General features: G+C 67.7%; 14 protein-coding genes and 7 tRNA genes. 19 read left to right on the top strand and 2 right to left on the bottom strand.

The annotated features are described in order from the left end of the window. The first annotated feature begins 3 nt into the window (after positions 1-3). The 3 genes from VM221_05665 to VM221_05655 all read left to right on the top strand — a co-directional run bounded on the left by VM221_05665 (position 4) and on the right by VM221_05655 (position 3237). Positions 4-1158: a uroporphyrinogen decarboxylase family protein gene (locus VM221_05665; protein ID HUT74303.1), complete on the top strand. Its 1155-nt coding sequence runs from the start codon at positions 4-6 to the stop codon at positions 1156-1158. A gap of 170 nt (positions 1159-1328) precedes the next feature. Further along, positions 1329-2384, top strand: coding sequence for a uroporphyrinogen decarboxylase family protein (locus VM221_05660; protein ID HUT74302.1), 1056 nt, complete (start codon positions 1329-1331; stop codon positions 2382-2384). A 61-nt stretch (positions 2385-2445) separates the two neighbouring features. After that, complete coding sequence (locus tag VM221_05655) at positions 2446-3237, top strand: LmeA family phospholipid-binding protein (GenBank protein HUT74301.1); 792 nt, start codon at positions 2446-2448, stop codon at positions 3235-3237. 96 nt (positions 3238-3333) lie between these two features. On the opposite strand, the gene VM221_05650 is transcribed toward VM221_05655, so the two are convergent. Together VM221_05650 and VM221_05645 are read right to left on the bottom strand one after the other, a co-directional pair. Next, positions 3334-4224 (bottom strand): DNA adenine methylase, encoded by an 891-nt coding sequence (locus tag VM221_05650; GenBank protein ID HUT74300.1) that lies wholly within the window; start codon positions 4222-4224, stop codon positions 3334-3336. Continuing rightward, positions 4217-5026, bottom strand: coding sequence for a NotI family restriction endonuclease (locus VM221_05645; protein HUT74299.1), 810 nt, complete (start codon positions 5024-5026; stop codon positions 4217-4219). Before VM221_05645 ends, VM221_05650 begins: the two co-directional genes overlap by 8 nt. 857 nt (positions 5027-5883) lie before the next feature. Between VM221_05645 and VM221_05640 the strand changes: the two genes are divergently transcribed. The 16 genes from VM221_05640 to VM221_05565 all read left to right on the top strand — a co-directional run bounded on the left by VM221_05640 (position 5884) and on the right by VM221_05565 (position 16439). After that, positions 5884-6513 (top strand): signal peptidase II, encoded by a 630-nt coding sequence (locus VM221_05640; GenBank protein HUT74298.1) that lies wholly within the window; start codon positions 5884-5886, stop codon positions 6511-6513. Beyond that, complete coding sequence (locus VM221_05635; GenBank protein ID HUT74297.1) at positions 6510-7064, top strand: hypothetical protein; 555 nt, start codon at positions 6510-6512, stop codon at positions 7062-7064. Before VM221_05640 ends, VM221_05635 begins: the two co-directional genes overlap by 4 nt. Before the next feature lie 259 nt (positions 7065-7323). Next, a complete protein-coding gene (locus VM221_05630) occupies positions 7324-8871 on the top strand; it encodes a sensor domain-containing diguanylate cyclase (protein HUT74296.1) in 1548 nt (515 codons plus the stop codon). Between the two features lie 207 nt (positions 8872-9078). After that, positions 9079-9861 (top strand): GGDEF domain-containing protein, encoded by a 783-nt coding sequence (locus VM221_05625; protein ID HUT74295.1) that lies wholly within the window; start codon positions 9079-9081, stop codon positions 9859-9861. Positions 9862-9938: 77 nt separating this feature from the next. Beyond that, a complete protein-coding gene (locus VM221_05620; protein HUT74294.1) occupies positions 9939-11438 on the top strand; it encodes a hypothetical protein in 1500 nt (499 codons plus the stop codon). A gap of 20 nt (positions 11439-11458) precedes the next feature. Then, positions 11459-12880 carry a pitrilysin family protein gene (locus VM221_05615; protein ID HUT74293.1) on the top strand — a complete coding sequence of 474 codons (1422 nt, stop codon included), beginning with the start codon at positions 11459-11461 and terminating at the stop codon, positions 12878-12880. Continuing rightward, entirely contained in the window at positions 12877-14196 is a 1320-nt protein-coding gene (locus VM221_05610; protein HUT74292.1) for a pitrilysin family protein, read from the top strand. Before VM221_05615 ends, VM221_05610 begins: the two co-directional genes overlap by 4 nt. A gap of 207 nt (positions 14197-14403) precedes the next feature. Beyond that, positions 14404-14829 (top strand): hypothetical protein, encoded by a 426-nt coding sequence (locus VM221_05605; GenBank protein ID HUT74291.1) that lies wholly within the window; start codon positions 14404-14406, stop codon positions 14827-14829. A 54-nt stretch (positions 14830-14883) separates the two neighbouring features. Continuing rightward, positions 14884-15174, top strand: coding sequence for a CxxC-x17-CxxC domain-containing protein (locus VM221_05600; protein ID HUT74290.1), 291 nt, complete (start codon positions 14884-14886; stop codon positions 15172-15174). A 523-nt stretch (positions 15175-15697) separates the two neighbouring features. Beyond that, positions 15698-15772 (top strand) — tRNA-Met (locus tag VM221_05595). Positions 15773-15787: 15 nt separating this feature from the next. Beyond that, positions 15788-15865, top strand: a tRNA-Glu gene (locus VM221_05590). Positions 15866-15878: 13 nt separating this feature from the next. After that, a tRNA-Phe gene (locus tag VM221_05585) sits at positions 15879-15954 on the top strand. Between the two features lie 6 nt (positions 15955-15960). Then, positions 15961-16037: transfer RNA gene (locus VM221_05580), tRNA-Trp, on the top strand. A 50-nt stretch (positions 16038-16087) separates the two neighbouring features. Beyond that, positions 16088-16164 (top strand) — tRNA-Pro (locus tag VM221_05575). A gap of 2 nt (positions 16165-16166) precedes the next feature. Further along, positions 16167-16242 (top strand) — tRNA-Ala (locus tag VM221_05570). A 121-nt stretch (positions 16243-16363) separates the two neighbouring features. Continuing rightward, positions 16364-16439: transfer RNA gene (locus tag VM221_05565), tRNA-Ala, on the top strand. The last annotated feature ends 43 nt before the right edge of the window (positions 16440-16482 follow it).

Genomic DNA, 16482 nt, shown 5'->3' with positions numbered 1-16482 from the left:
CCCATGAACGGCAAGGAACGAGTGCGCGCCGCGATCAACCGGGAGCCGGTGGATCGCGTGCCATTGGGCTTCTACGTCGTGGACTGCGACACCATCGAGCGCGTGATCGGGCGCGAGACCTATGTGCGCAACAAGATCAAGGCCCAGCTCGCGCTGTGGCAGGGCCGGCGCGACGAGGTGGTGGATAGCTACCAGCGTGATACCGTCGAGTTCTACCGCAAGCTCGAGGTGGCCGACGTCATCGCCTTCAAGGAGGCGCCGATCGTGCCGCCGCGCGGGTGGGCGCCCGAGGACCCGCCGAAGCAGATCGCCGACAACACGTGGCGCGACCGCAAGGGGCGCGTGTGGAAGGCGTCGCTGGAGACGAACAACATCGCCTGCGTCGAGGATCCGACGGTCGAAGCGACTGCCTACACCGTCGAGCAGTTCACGGGGCCGGTCGAGGTGCAGCCGCCCGACCCCACCATCTTCGAGGCGGTGGACCATGTGATCGAGCACCTGGGGGGCGACCGCTACATCCTCGGCGACTCGGGCGGGTTTGCCGCGATGGTGCTCTTGGGCGGATGGGAGCGCGGGCTGCTGGAATACGCGCTCCATCCCGAGGTGGTGCGCGCGGCGACCGGGCAGGCGGTCGCGCGCCAGAACGCGGCCGACGAGTACATGCTTCGCCCCGGCCAGGACGGGGTGTTCTTCCAGCAAGACTTCGGAACGACCAAGGGGCCGTTCATCTCGCCGCGGATGTTCCGCGAGTTCTGCTTCGAGGCGATGCGCGAGCGGGTGCGACGCGCGCGCGCGCTGGGCTACCAGGTGGTGCTGCATAGCTGCGGCGATAACCGCCCGCTGATCCCGATGTTCATCGAGGCGGGCGTGCAGTGCTACCAGTCGCTGCAGGACATCCCGGATATGGAGATCGGCGGGCTGAAGCGCGACTTCGGCGACCGCCTGTGCCTGTGGGGCGGGGTGCCGGTGGAGGACTTGATCGCGGGCACGCCCGATGACATCCGCCGCGACGTGCGGCAGGCACTGGAGCGCGGCGCCCGCACGCCGGGGTTCATCCTCGGCCCCAGCCAGTCCATCGCCTACGGCACGAAGTACGATAACTTCATGGCGCTGCTGGATGAGTTCCACCGGCTGGCACCGAAGTACGGCGGCAGTTGAACCACCAAGGTGGCTAGGTCAGCAATGCTGACCGCCACGGCGGCCCCTGGCCTAGCCGCACAAAGACACGGTAGGCCAGGCGTCCCGCCTGGCATCCTCGACGGGTTGGCAGCCGAGACGGCTGCCCTACCGTTCGTGTCTTTATCGTTCCAGACACGCAGGAGCAACCAATGAAAGAGACCATGACCCCGCGGGAGCGCTGGCTGGCGGTGCTACGGCGGGAGCGGCCGGATCGCGTGCCCATGGACTATTGGGCGACCGGCGAGGCGACGGAGAAGCTCCTGCGCCATCTCGGCTGCGCCGATCTGGGCGAGGTGTTTCACCGCCTGCACATTGACGCTCCGGTGACGGTGAGCGGCCGCTACGTCGGCCCTGAGCCGCCGCCGGGTGAGGACCTCTTCGGCTGCCGGCACCAGACCGTGGATTACGGCACGGGCGCCTATTCCGAGTGCATTCACAACCCCCTGGCGAAGTATGAAACCCTGGAGCAGTTGCAGCGCGACTATTCCTGGCCCAGCCCTGACTGGTGGGACTACTCCGGCATCGCGGGTCAGGTCGAGGGCAACGAGCATCGCCCCCTCCGCGGCGGCGGGTCGGAGCCGTTCCTGCTCTACAAGAACCTGCGCGGCCAGGAGCAGGCGTTCATGGACCTGGTGCTGCACCCGGACCTCGTCCACTTCTGCCTCGACCGTCTATTCGACCTGGCCCACGAGAACACGCGGCGCATCTACGAGCAGATCCCCGGCCAGGTGATGATTACCTATGTCGCCGAGGACCTCGGTTCCCAGGAAGGTCTGATGCTGTCGCGCGCGCACATCCACGAGTTCCTGCTGCCGCGCATGAAGCGCATGATGGAGCTGGCACACGACGCCGGCGCCTACGTCTTCCACCACAGCGACGGCGCGATCCGCGAGATCCTGCCCGACCTGGTCGCGGCCGGCATAGACGTGCTCAACCCCATCCAATGGCGCTGCAAGGGCATGGAGCGCGAGGGGTTGAAGCGCGATTTCGGCGAGCGGCTGGTGTTCCACGGCGGGGTGGACAACCAATACACGCTGGCCTTCGGCACTGTCGCGCAGGTGCGGCAGGAGGTGGAGGATAACCTGCGCATTCTCGGCGCCGGCGGCGGCTACATCCTGGCGCCGTGTCACAATATTCAGGCCGTCAGCCGGCCCGAAAACATCGTCGCCATGTACGAAACGGGGTATGAACAGGGGTGGACGTAATGCTTGCCGGCGAAAGAAGGCTCACCCGCCTCCGGCGGGCGAGACCAGGGAGGGGCGTGACATGGAAGCCCTGATTGCGCTGCTGCTGTCCGCCATCCTGGGCACACTCGGGGTCTCGGGAAAAGTCGAGCGGGGGATCGAAGCGCAAATGCGCGAGACCCTGGGCCCGGTCCAGCAAGTCAAGGTTGAGGTGCGCCGCGGCCATCGGTCGCCGTTCTCCCGCCAGGTGGACCAGGTCGAGATCACGCTGGTCGGGTTCGACCTCCATTCGCTGCCGGAGGACGGCGGCCTGCGCATCGGAGGCGGGGGCGACCTCGTCGGCAGGGTCGGCAGCGTCGCCATCCATGCGCGCGACTTCCGCATCAAGGAACTGCCGGTGGAACGGCTCGACCTCACGATCAAAGACATTCGCTACGACCTATGGAAGGCGATCTGGCGGCGCAAGCTGGAGATCATTCGCGTCGGCAAGAGCTCCGCCGAAGCCAGGCTCACGGCCGCCGGCCTGACCAAGATGGTGGCGCCGCGGGTGACGCAGGTCGAGGACCTGCGCCTGGCCTTCGGCTACGGCGAAATCACGGTCAGCGGCTATGTGCGGCGCGGCGTGCGGATTCCCGTGCGCCTGACCTGCAGCCTGGAGCCGGCGGGGGGCAAGGTCTTCCTGGTGGACCCCAAGGCTCACGTCTCGATCGTGCCCGTGCCCGCGTTCATTGTTGACCGCCTGATGAGGGACATCAACCCCGTCGTTGACCTCAACGAGGGGCGACAAGGGCCGTTCGCGTTCTCGATCAGGCAACTGCTGGTCACGCCGCGAGACCTTCGCGTGCGCGCCGACCTGCGCCCGCGCAAGCTTTAGCCCGGATCATGCATTGTCAACGCGAAGCGCACAGCCAACGAGTGAGCCTGGAAGGGTGGTGGTGTTCTTGGTGGGACGGCGATCAAGCGGAGTGTTCTAGCGCAACCAGCTCAAGTCGCGCCCGACAAGCAATTCGGTCATCTGCGCATGGTGGGTGTTCTTCATCGCAATCGTCCGGGTCTGCATGCCGTGCGCTACCGCGAGCGCCGCGACGTCTTCCGCGTTGTCATAGGTCATCAGGAAGTCGCCCGCGACGCGCGCCGTGGTCGCAAATAACCTCTCATGGTCGAGGACGTGATGCGTGTAGAGCCGCATGCCGGCCCTCTTGCCGGCCGCCGTGTACGGGGGGTCTACGAAGAACACCGCGGTCTTTCGGCGCGCGTAGGTGCGGATGACCGCAATGCCATCGCCCTCGGTGAAAGTGATGCGGTCGCGGATGCTCGCTATCGCCCGTATCCGTCCAGCTAGCGTTCTGGGATACCATCGGGACTTCAATCCCCGCCCGTTTTCGCCGTTCTTCATAGGCCTGCTACCGGGCGCGATAATGCCGCCGTGATAGGTGCGGTTCTTGACTAGGGTTCGGAAGGCCAGCGCCGGCGTGGTCGGGTCTGTGTTCGCAAGCTCCGCGCGCACATTCTCCAAGGTCGGGGTGAAGGACAACACGCGGCCGACTAACCACTCGCAGTCGTCGCTGAGGATAGTCTTCCAGACGGCGGCGACCTGCTCATCAAGCTCGACCAGAACGACCTTTTCGGCCAAGCGCTCAAAGGCTACCGTAAGGCCAACAATCGCGCCGCCCGCGAATGGCTCCACCAACACGGAGGGCCGCTTCGGGAGAGAACGCAGCCATTGACGGACGCGCGGAATCAGCCAGGTCTTTCCGCCCGGATAGCGGAAGGGACTGCGCTGCGGAACCGACGCGACGTTTACCACCTGGTCGGCCGTCGGCGCCCCGTCCAGATCCAGTTGATATCCTATGCTAGTCATCGCTGACGCCCGATTGTGAGTTGCCCTCTAACTGAGTGGCCAGCTTCTTCTGCAGGACGCGGACGAAATCGGCCATGGGGCCAGGGGCAGATCGCGTAATCTTGGCGAGGCTCTCCTCAAACTTGGTGTACACGACTCGGCGACGCTTCAGCGTGTAAACGTTCCGCGCCGCGTGGTGCTCCAGGTCGTAGACAAACCACGCGATGTCCGCTCTTTCACATGCCACGGCGTCAAGGGCGGGCAGCGTCTCAAAGAAGCCCGTGTTCAGAGCCACCGCGGTCTTCTTTCCCCAAGAATGAAGAATGCCGCCTTTGAACAGCAACTGTGGCGCTAGGCGCTTTCGAGAGGACGACAGATAATCAGGCCCAGGGTAGTTCGGTTGCCTCGCCCAGTTCATTTCTTGGCGCGCCTTCGGGTTCTGCATGTAGTACGCGAATGGGTTACGCACGTTGCCGGTGATATACACCGCCTGCACCTCCAGCGCGCCGAAATCTAGCACGCGCCCCGCGTCATCAACAGACACGAGGACGAGGTCGATATCGCCCGCGAGTTTGCCGTACTTGTCTTTCACGCGCACTTCGGTTAACGTCGCCAAGTGCGCGCTGGCCGGGAAGAAAAAGGACGCCGCGTCTTTGGCAACAAGCCAGTCTTGGCGAAACCGCATAGGGCAGGTGATGACCACCTTGTCGTCAGCAAAGACGCTACACACGCCGAGCGGGTCATCTTTCTTGTCCTTCGTGCATTTCGCTGCCTTGAAAGGGCAGACGCGCTCGCGGCGGTGCTGTATCGCTTCGGGACTCATGTTGTCAACCGGGAAACCGAAGACCTCGGCGAGGGGCTGCTTAGCGATGGGATAATCTCCTCATGCGGCTGCCTTTCGGATCGGCTCAGGAAACCTCTTTCTGCGGCAACCACTCGTGCGCGATGTACTCGCGCAGGATGTGCAGGTTGTCAGCCCTATGAGCGTGCCTTGGTTCAATCTGAAGCGGGCTGGGACCAATACTATGTTCAACAAGGGGACGGGGATTCCTGCCAAGGGTGGGTCCTGGCGGCGGGGGCAGGATTGCGTCAAGTGATAAGGGTGGCTAGGTGGGAGTCGGGAAAAGGTGGGGCGGGTAACGCGGGCGCATGGGAGGGAGATGGCCCTGGGGTCGCTCTGGGGTGTGGCTGAGGTGACAGTGGCCAGCTGGGAAATCAAGGCGAGCGGGGCCGCGAAACTGACCTGCCGCGCGTACCGGATTGCGTTCACGCCGTCTCGGAACGACATCCCCGAAGCCTCACGCATAATCCGGGTCTAATCGAGATCATGCGCCGCCAGCGTGTGGCCTTCACCTGGCGGGTGAGGACCGGGCGCGACTTCGCCCGAGGGCGCGGTTCGCGCCCCGAAGAATCGGGGCGCGCCCAAGCATCCGCCGGCGTGCCACTCTATTGCTCTTCGTCTCCGAGTCCCCTGCTCAACTGCTCCCCTGTTCACCTTACCCGGGAGGGGACAGTTCCTTCCCGCTCCGGGCCTGGGCGGTGTGCTGGGCGGCGGGGAACTGTCCCCTCGCCCCGCATCGCACCCCGATAGGCGTGGCACGATTCTTGCGCTATGCCCGTTACGAACGGGCCTCCCGGGGAACTGCCGCTCCTCGCGCCCATGCCTGAGGAGCGAGTGCCTTGCACATTGATGTGCTGACCCAAACCATCATCTCCGGCTTCCTGGCGAGCGCGGCCATGCTTGCCTTTCTCCTTCGCTTCGGCCCCCGCCGCCCGCACTGGCCGCAGATCGTCGCCGCAGTGGTCTTCCTCGATCAGGCCAGCAAGTGGATTGTGGCTAGGGCGCTAGCGACCGCCACGGCGGCCAACGGCCTAGCCGTCGGTCAGCTCGCCCACAACGGCCCTCACCATTCGTACCTCGGCGGCGCGATGGAGGTCGGCTACTACGCGAACTACCTACAGGGCTTCGGCGGCACGTCAGCGTGGCTGTTGTGCGCGACCCTGGTAAGCGCCGTCGCGAGCGTGCGGCTGTACCAGATGCTGGCGGAGCGGGGCTACCGGATGTCGTTTGCCACCGAGGGCGGCCTGGCGCTGGTGCTGGGAGGCGTGGCCGCACTGGCCGCCGAGCGAGCATGTGCCGGCTTCGTCGTGGACTTCCTCCAATTCGGGGCCCGCAGCAACTACGTTTTCAATTTCGCCGACCTGGTGGCGTTCGGGGGCGCGCTCATATTGTTCGTGCGGGCCATGATCGCCCTGCCTGGTCTCATCGAGAGAGAGCTGGCCGGCGCCGGCGGGGGGGTGCAAGGATGATCCATGCGCGAGCGTTGCGCGCGGCGACGGCGCCGCGCACTCCCGCCCCGGATACGGCGACCAGCGGGCGCCTGGTGATGCTGGAGCGCGCCGTGCGCGCAGGTCATGCCAGCGCCGACGCCCTGGTGCGCCAGTGGGGGACTGGCGACCCCTGGCGGCTGGCGGAAGCGCTCGGCATCCGTATCGAGCTGCGCGCGCGCTGTCGCGACAACCCGCGGCTGCGCAGCGAGGCGCTGACCGACGCGCCCGTCATCGTCCTCTACACCGAGGCGCTGGGCGACCTGTCGCGGCTGTTGGTGCTGCGGGCGCCGCGCCTGGCGACGGTTGCGCTCGACGTGATCGCCGTCGCCACCGAGATCTTCCGCTACCTCCAGCGCGCGCGCCCGGAGATCTTGCAGGGGGTGAGCCGTGATTGGCCGCGGGTGGCGCGCGAGGTCGCCGCCCACGCCTTCGCCCAGGACCTGCTGGAGCTTCCCTTCTTCCCCGCCGAGATAGACGCCGTTGATCACCTCGCCCGCACCCCCGCCCAGGTCGGCCTCCGGCGGGATTGAGGCGGCGCCTGACCGCCGGCTTGCCCTGCGAGCGCAGCGCACCCGCTCCGGCGCATTGTGCGGGAGGGGACAGTTCCTTCACGCCCCGGGCCTCGGCGCTGCACTGGGCGACGGGGAACTGTCCCCTCGCGCCCGGGGGAGAGGATTGGCGGAGGCCGCGGCGAACACAACCCCAGCCACAGCTCTCCGCGATCGCGCGGTGGCCGGGGCCGCACGCGCCCGCCGATGTGAGCGCGGGGGCTGCCGTCGGAGGAACCGATTGACGTCCGGTCAACGGATGCACCAAGCCCGCGAGGCCCGCCTCGGCGATCATATCGCCGCCGCCATGCGCTGCGTGGTCCTCATCACCGTCTTCGCCATGACCGAGTGGGCGCGGCCCGCGGCCGGCTTCACCGAGCTCGATTGGGTGGTGGTAATCGGCTCGGTTTACGTGCTGGTGACCACCTTCGCCCGGACGCCCCGCGCAGGGGCGGGACGCGACCGCGCCCTCATCTTTACCGTTCTCGACCTGTTCCTCATCACCTGGTTGGTGCGGGTCACCGGGGGCTTGCGCAGCGAGCTGTACGTGCTCTACTACCTGCCGGTGCTGCAGGCGGCGCTGCGGCTCGATCTGCGCGACGCGGTCGGCGCCTCGTTGCTGGCGGCGGGTTGCTACATCTTGATCGGTTTCATCGGCGGCTCCCTGGAGGCGCCGATTCCCGTCACCGGCAAGCTGCGCATGGCGACCTTCTCGTTGTCGGCGGTAACGATCGCGACCGTGCTGGGGGCGGTCGCCAAGCAAGCGCGCCTGCAGCGCGATGAGCGCGCGCGCGCGCAGGAGCTGCTCGATCGCACCGCGGCCATCTACGAGGTCGCTCGCGCCATCAATGCGAATCTCGACCTGGAGCAGCTGGTGGCGCAACTGGCGCAGATCGCCGCTCGCGAATGCGGCGCCGACGCCGTGCGCGTGGTCTTGCTCTCCGGCGACGGCGAGCCCCACGTGCGCGCCGCGGCCGGGCGCGCCGAGATCCTCGGCGAGGGCGACCAAAGCCTGGAGGCGGCGACGTGGGTGCTCAAGCACGAGGAGACGCTCGCGATCAAGGCCGGGAGCCCCGCGCCCAAGGACGCCCCGCAGGTGCGCGCGCCCGGCGGGGTGGATCACTACCTGGCCGCGCCTATGATCGGCGGAGGGCGCCTGGCGGGCGCGATCGAGCTGGCTTCGGGCGGCGCAGGCTTCCGCGACGTGGACGAGGACCTGTTGTCCGTCATCGCCGCCCAGGCGGCGGTGGCAATCGAGAATGCCAGGCAGTACGGCCGCGCGCAGTTGCTGGCCATGACCGACCCGCTCACCGGGATGTGGAACCACGCCGAGTTCCACGAGCGCCTGCGGGAGGAGATCGCGCGCGCGCAGCGGCACGGCCGCCCGGTGTCCTTGCTCTTCGCCGACGTCGATAACTTCAAGGCCTTCAACGACCTCCACGGCCATCGCCTGGGCGACGAATTGCTGCGACAAGTCGCCGCGCGGATTCAGTCCGCGGTGCGCGGCAGTGACATCGCGGCGCGCTACGGCGGCGACGAGTTCGGCGTTATTCTGCCCGAAACGCCGGTGCAGGGCGCCTCCGTCGGCAGCGACAACCTGCGCCGCGCGGTCGCCACCGAGCCCTTCCGCGTGGGCGGCCACCGCGTCAACGTCACCATCAGCGGCGGCGTCGCCGCCTACCCGGAGGACGGCGCTACCGCCGAGGAGTTGATAGACGCCTGCGACCTCGCGCTGGGCGAGGCAAAACGCAGCGGCGGGAACTACATCAGGCTGCGCAGCCAGTCGTAGGAGCACCGCGGGCGGCGCCCCTGCAAGCGCGGGGGCGCGGGACCTCATCGCGCGGGGGACAGGGCCATCGAGGAGCTCGTCATACTCATCCTCCAGCGCGGCAAAGCCAAGCTCGCGCGCTTCGCGCTCGAGCTGACCGGCGAGACCGACTGCCCGGTCAATCCGCCTGACTTCCTGGCGGCGCTGCGGCGCTGGCGTCCGGACCTGGTGACCGTCGTTGACGCGCCCGGCTTTGCCGAGGAGCTGGCGGCCGAAGTCAACCGCGCCAGCGGCGACGAAACCATGCTGCTCATCGCCCCCATGCCGGCGGTGGCGGGCGAGCTCGCGCCCACGCGCATCGGCCTCGTCTTGCCCGAGTCCTTCGACGCGCGGCGGCCCAAGCGCCTGCTGGGCTCGCTGCTGCAGGCGCTGGCCCTCAACCCGGTGACCAAGCTCGTCGGCGGGTGGGCGCTGCAGGCGCACGTCGAGCAAAGACTGCGGGCGGGAGAGAACTTCGCGTTTCTCTACCTCGACATTGACAACTTCAAGGCTTACAATGACGTTTACGGGTTCGCCCAGGGCGACGTTGTCATCAAGCTGCTGGCGAGCGCCATCACCGCCGCCGTCAATGCGCACGGCAACCCCGGCGACCTCGCGGCGCATATCGGCGGCGACGACTTCGCGGTGCTCACGACGCCCGACAAGGCGCGCGCCATCGCCGACCGCGTCATCGCCGCCTTCGATCGCGATGTGCCCTCCCTCTACACCCAGGAGCACCGCCAGCGCGGCGGCCTCGCGGTCCGCGACCGCCGCGGCGACCTCGTCACCTATCCGCTGATGACCCTGTCCGTGCCAGCGGTGGTGACCTCGCGGCGGCCGGTCCGCAGCTACCGCGAGTTGAGCGACATCGTAGCCGAGCTCAAGGCCTACGCCAAGTCCGCGCCCGGCAGCGCCTACGTCGAGGAGCGCCGCAGCGGGGAATCCGCTCCCACCAGCGATTCCGCAGCGTGAGCGAAGGGCCCGCGCGGCCGGTTGGTGGAAACCACGGTGCTGCGTCGGCGCCGGGAGGGGCAGGCAAGGAGGCTCAGATGAGATGGTGGGCCCTGTTCTCGATGTTCGCGCTGGTGCTGCTGATCCCTCAGCGCTCACTCGGGGATGGGATGGTGATCGCGCCCTCCAGCGTGCTCGGTTACCTGTCAGAGCAGACGCAGATAGCGGTCGTCGAGGTGAAGTCGGATTTCACCGTGGGCGTGCACCTCTTCATCTCCCTGCTGGAGTCCTCCGGCCAGTCGCGGCAGGTGCATTTCCTGCTTCCTTTGCAGACCATGCCTCGCGAGTTCACCGTGCGCGAGCAGACGCTGGAGGCTTTCTCGAACCAGCACGTAAAGCCCCTGGATCGTATCTACGAGGCCGCCCGGGCCGAACAATCGCGGATGCGGATGGACACCGTCAGGGGCTACGCCCTTGGTTCGCTGCTGGCAGGCCCCTATTCCATGGCCGTCGGAGCGGTCGCCGTTTGGGAGACGCGGTCGTGGCAGGCTGTGTCGCCGGCTGACGCTCCGGCGGCGCGCCGGGGTGTGTCGGTGCCGGTGCCGGAACTGAGCGTGGAAACCAAACACTCTCGCACCGATGTCTATCGCGCTTTGAAGCGCGAGGAGTTGGCGGCGCTCGCCAGCCTACCAAGCCTGCCCGAGGCCGTGGGCAACGCGCTGGCTGGGTACGAGGGCCGGCCGTTCGCGCTGGTTCGATTGCGCACAGTGCCAGCGCCTCCCAGTGCCGCCCGCGACCGCGCTGGGCCGGGGCGGAGGCTGCCAGGGGCCGCCGCGAAACAGCCCGGTCTTCATTTCCACTTCACCCAGGAGATGCAAGCGCAAGGTGGCGTCCATCTCTACGAGTACCCGCTCGGCACCGGCCAGGGCTGGGAACATGCAATACAGCTGACCCAGGTTTACGTGGTCGCGCCGGAGGCTCTGGCGCTGACCGTGCGCTTCCCCGACCGCGGGAGAGGGCAAGGGTGGCTACCGGATTCAGAGGCCGCAGGGAATGCTCTCGCATTCGCCGCAAGGGGGCGGCAGGTGCACATGGCGGAGTACTGGGATTCAAACCCCAGGCAGGATGTCAGGATCAGTGTGAGATCCGGGGCGGGCAGCGAGTTCACACGTGCGCACGGGAAAGAGGCGCTGCTGATGGCGGCGGTCTGGATTGGATTCCCAGCGTTTGGGTTGCTGATATGGCTCGGGGGGGTGCGCGCCGCCATTTGGACCGGTGAGCGCAAGCAGCAACGTCGGTTCGCGGCTACCGCATGGCGGAGCTGGTGGGTGGCGCAGGCGCTGTGGCTCCCGGCCGTGGGGGCGGCGGCATGGTTGCTCAGAGGAGCTGGCGACTTCTGGGAGCTGTCGTGGCCCGGGGCCGACTCGCTGGTGCTGGGACTGTGGTTCGCGTCCGGGCTGGGGGTAATGCACGTCGTGCTCATGCTGGTACCGCGGCCCGCGCGCGATTTCGCCCAACGCGCGGGGCTGGCCGCCGCCGTCACCGGCCTGATCTACGTTGCCGCCTCCTCGCTCGTGCTGAGCTCGTTCATCTGGTAATGGGAGCTACTGGCGGCAGAATGAATATCGTCATGCGCCTTTTCCGCCGAATGCCATTGGGCACCGGTGTGTTCGTCGTGGTTGCACTGGGGACAGCCGGCATCCCTGTCGCCGCGTCCGCGGAGACGGCAACCGCCCCGGTCCAGGTCTTCGCTCCTGGCGCCCTCCATTTCTCTCAACTGGACAACGGACTGCGCATCGTGGTCAAGGAAGACCATTCCGCCCCCGTGGTCGCGGTCAACGTCGTCATTCGCGCCGGCACGCGCTGCGAGACGGCGCAGAACAACGGCATCGCGCACTTCCTGGAGCACATGATCTTCCGCGCCGCGCGCGGCGGCGGCGAGGACTCGCTCGCGGGGCCGATCGAGGCCGTCGGCGGGGTCGTCAACGGCGGCACCCTGCGCGATTTCACCTATTTTCGCGCCGTCACTGCCCCTCCCGATCTGCCCCTGGCGCTCAGCGCCCTGGCGCGGGCCTTGCTTCACCCCGCGTTCAGCAACCAGGCGGTGTTCGCCGAGCGCGTGGTCGTGCTCAGCGAGCTCCGACAGGTCGCCGACGACCCGGAAGCCGCAGCGTGGGCCCGCGCCTTCGCGCTCGCCTACGGCGACCATCCCTACGCGCTGCCCATCGGCGGCACGGAGCAGTCGCTGGTGCGCATCAACGCCGACCTGCTCGCCGATTTTCACCGCCGCTGGTATGTGCCGGACAACGCCTCTCTCGTCATCGTCGGCGACATTAATCCGGCGGTCGCCCGCGACGCGGCGGCAAGCGCCTTCGGCGCCTGGGCGGCGACCGGCGCCACCCACCCTGCGCCGTCCCCGCCCCCGCCCGCGCCCCAACTGCCGCGCACGCACGTCGAAACGCGCGAGCTCTCGCAGGCGACGGTGCTCATGGCGTTCAGGGCGCCGGGCATCTCCGCCCCGCGCGAGGTGTGCGCGATGGACCTGCTGCTGACCATCCTCAGCGAGGGCTACACCGCGCGCCTGAAGCGCGCCCTGGTGGAGACGGGTATCGCGGACGAGGTGAGCGCCGACTTCCTGACCCAGGAGATGCCGGGGCTGTTCGCCATCCGCGCCACCTGCGCCCCGCAACGCCTGGCGCAAGCGCGGCGTGCGCTCGCGGGCGAGATCCTGCGGCTGCGGCGGGAGCCTGTCACTGACGGCGAGTTCGCCAAAGCGCAGCGGCGGCTGGCCTACAGTTACGTCTTCGCCAACGAGACCGTGGAAGACCAAGCGGCAACGCTGGGGTTCTACGAGGCGATAGCGACCTACGAGTTCGCCGTCGCCTATCTCGACCAGGTGCGCTCGCTGACGGCGGCCGAGGTGCTGGCGGCCGCGCGCAAGCACCTCGACCCGGAGCGGGCGGTGTGGGTGGCGATCGCCCCGTCGGTGGCGCCCGCCGACACGCCCGAGGTGGTGCGCGTCCAGGGAGCTGACCGATGAGCCGGCGGCTGCGAGCGCTCGCGGGGCCGGTGCTGAGGTCCGTGCTCGCGGCGGCGGTGCTCCTCGTTGCGAGCGCGCCGGGCATGGGCGCCGCAGCGAAGGAGGTGCTTGACAACGGCCTGGTGGTGATCACCAGCCCCGCCGCTACGGGCAGCGTGGTCGCAGTGGAGGTCTTGATCAAGGCGTCGGCGCTGGACGAGCCGCCAGGCAAGGCCGGCCTGCGCCAGCTGGTGCAGCAGACCCTGGCGCGGGGCAGCGAGAACATGTCCGGCGACGACCTGGCGGCGGCCCTCGACGACCTGGGCGCGGACTTTGACACCGGTCTCGGGCTGGACTACGTCGAGGCGTACGTCGTCTGCCTGAGCCAGGACCTGGAGCGGGCGATGGCGCTGCTCGCCGAGGTCGTGCGTCGCCCCGTCTTCCCCGCGCAAGAGCTCGAGACGCAGCGCGAGGTCGCGCGCCGGCATCTGCGATCCCTGCGCGCAGACCCGTTGCAGACGGCAGCGCAACTGGTGCGCCAGGGGTTGTTCGAGGGACACCCCTATTCCGTACCCATCCAGGGCACCGAGGACTCGCTGGCGGTGATAACGCGCGCCGACCTGGTGGGGTTCCACCAGCGACACTACGCGCCCGGCAATACCATCATCGCCGTCGCGGGCGGCATTGCCCGCGACGCCGCGCTGGCGGCGGTGCGACACGCTTTCGGCGACTGGCGAGGGGCGCCGGTGCCGGCGATCGCGGCGCCCCCTGTGGAACCGCTGGAGCGCTCGGCGCTCCAGTTGCGCCAGGCGCCCGTCGGCCAGGCCTATTTCATGCTCGGCTATCCCGCGGGCAAGCCGCGCCCCGAAACCTTCTGTGAAATGGAGGTCATCCGGGTGCTCCTAGGCCGGGGCATGGGCGCGCGCCTTTTCGGCGCCCTGCGCGACCGCGCGGCCGTGGCCTACGAAGCCGAAGCCTCCTACGTCGCCCTCGCCCACGGCGGCTACCTTGCCGCTTACGTGGCAACGGCGCCGCGCGACCTCGATCACACCAAGCAGCTCACGCGCGCCGAATTCGAGCGCCTGCGCGACGAGCCGGTGGCCGCGTCCGAGCTCGAGCGGGCACGGCAATCCGCCGTCGGCGCCCATGCACTTGCCCACCAGAAGACGAAGGATCGGGCCTTCCACCTTGCATGGTACGAAGCGATTGGCCTCGGCTGCGACTTCGACGCGCGCTACGCCGGGGCGATCACATCGGTCACCGCCGAGCGGGTGCAGGCGGCGGCGCGGGCCCATTTCAATCACTACTGCCTGGGGCTGGTGCTGCCCGGGCGCTAGCCCGGATTATCCGTGATTCGGGCTGGAGCCCCGCCATGTCGGGGCGGTCACCTGCTCACCTCAATCGCATGTTTCGTCGCGCAGTGTGCGCGTGGCATACGAAAGCCGGAAAAGGACTTCTGCTTGCCGGCGCCGAATCTATGCCATACCTGGGGATGGGGAAGGGACGCAAGAGGTGCCGCCGACGCCCCCGCTTGGAGGAAAGGCATGATGATGGATCGCAGAGAGCCGCTTAGGATCCCCGACCAGCACCCGATGCGTATTTTCAGCAACCCGCGCCTGACCAGCCGTGAGAAGAAGCTGAGGCAAGAGGTGGACGGCTACGTCATCAGCGAGGTCGAGGGCGCGGCGCGGCTGCTCGTCGGCAAGCGAACCATGGTCGTGGACTCCAGCGTTGACCTGCCCGATGCCGTGTGTGACGGCTTCACCTTCAAGCGGCGGCTCGTGCTCCTGGACGGCGGCAACTGTTATCTGTTGGCCAGGTGGAAGCCCGACCGCTACATGCGCCGCAGCGCAAACGGCCAGCGCCAGAAGTGGTTCATTGACCGCCAATGCTTTCCCACCAATGCGCAGCGTTTCATGGCGGACAAGGCCGCCCAGGCGCAGGAGGCAATGCAGGCCGGCGAGGACTGAGCCCCCCACCGGGCCCAGGTGACGTTCGCCGCGGCGCCCTTGCGTCGAGGTGCGATGGGCGAACGCGCGGACAGGCAGTGCACTTGCAAGGAGTGCAACAGAGAGTTTAGCTTTACCGCCGCCGAGCAGGAGCAGCATGCCCTCCGTGGCCACCGTCACGCTCCCAGTCGCTGCCCCACTTGCCGCGAGGCGCGCGCCCTGCGCAACCCGGAGCGGGCCGGCGGGCGCAGCCTGCACCCGGTGATCTGCGCCAGGTGCGGGGCCCCCATCCGCGTTCCGTTCGTCCCCCGCACTGAGAGGCCCGTCTACTGCCGTCCGTGCTTCCTGGAGATGCGCGGCGAGTAGCGGCCCGCCCCCGCGCCCACCGCCATGACCGCTGTCCGTTGTGGCTGGGCGGCCCCGGCCACCGTCACGGTCACTCCCACCTGCGCCAAGCCTCCACGCAGCCTCCGAGTGTGACCTGTTTCGGCGGGTATGGCGTAGTCGCGCACTAGGATGTGGCCCAGCCGCCCTCGGCTGGGAATGGGTGGCCACACAGGGCCGCCCCTACAGGATGGGGACCATTCCCACTTTTCGAGGTCACACCCGCCTCCCAATCCGCCTCCCAACCCGCCTCCGCGAAGCGGTTGACATCTGCGGCCAATGAGGTATAATAGACCTGCCAACGACCATGCGCATCGTGCGTACGCGAGAGACCGTCAGCAACGTCTGCGACCGCGCCGCGACCGGCGCGACCACAGATACGTTTGCGTGGCGGGAACCTCATGCGGGTTCCCTGCCGCCGGCCTTGTCCTGATGGTTTGACGCGCGACGCGAGACGGGAAAAGGACCAGCGGCAGGGGAGGCGAAAGCCTCCCCTGTAAGTTCCGGCAGGGTAGCTCAGCGGTAGAGCAGGTGAATCATAATCACTTGGTCGGGGGTTCGAATCCCTCCCCTGCTACCAGGGAGGACCGGGTTGGGGGCGTTGGTCTAGCCAGGTTAGGACGCCGGCCTTTCAAGCCGGAGATCACGGGTTCGAATCCCGTACGCCCTACCAATGAGCAGAGGAGGGAGCGGTAGCTCAGTTGGTAGAGCACCGGACTGAAAATCCGGGTGTCGCCAGTTCGATTCTGGCCCGCTCCACCATCACCCAGGGGTGTAGCTCAGTCTGGTAGAGCGGCGGTCTCCAAAACCGTAGGCCGCGGGTTCAAATCCTGCCACCCCTGCCAGGGACCTTGACAACCGGGTTCGCGGATATGCTTCGGCAGCCGCAGCGGCACGGGACGTAGCTCAGTTTGGCAGAGCGCCTGGATGGGGGCCAGGAGGCCGCCGGTTCGAGTCCGGCCGTCCCGACCAGTGGGGGAGTAGCTCAGCTGGGAGAGCACTTGCATGGCATGCAAGGGGTCGTGGGTTCGAATCCCATCTCCTCCACCACCCTTCGCCCTTGCCGCTTCGTTGAAGCGCCAAGGAGCTACGGGTGGTCAGCGGCCAGCGAACATCGCTTCGCCCTATCAACTGCTCCACTGTTCTCAGGTTCCCATCTCTCGCTTCGCGTGGGGGTGTAGCTCAGTTGGGAGAGCGCGACAATCGCAATGTTGAGGCCGGGGGTTCGAGTCCCCCCACCTCCACCACCCTTCGCCCTTGCCGCTTCGTTGAAGCGCCAAGGAGCTACGG

It is taken from the genome of Armatimonadota bacterium (genome assembly GCA_035527535.1).
Lineage (GTDB): Bacteria > Armatimonadota > Hebobacteria.
Note: the sequence above shows the minus strand (reverse complement) of the source record. Positions and strands in the feature narration are given on the sequence as shown.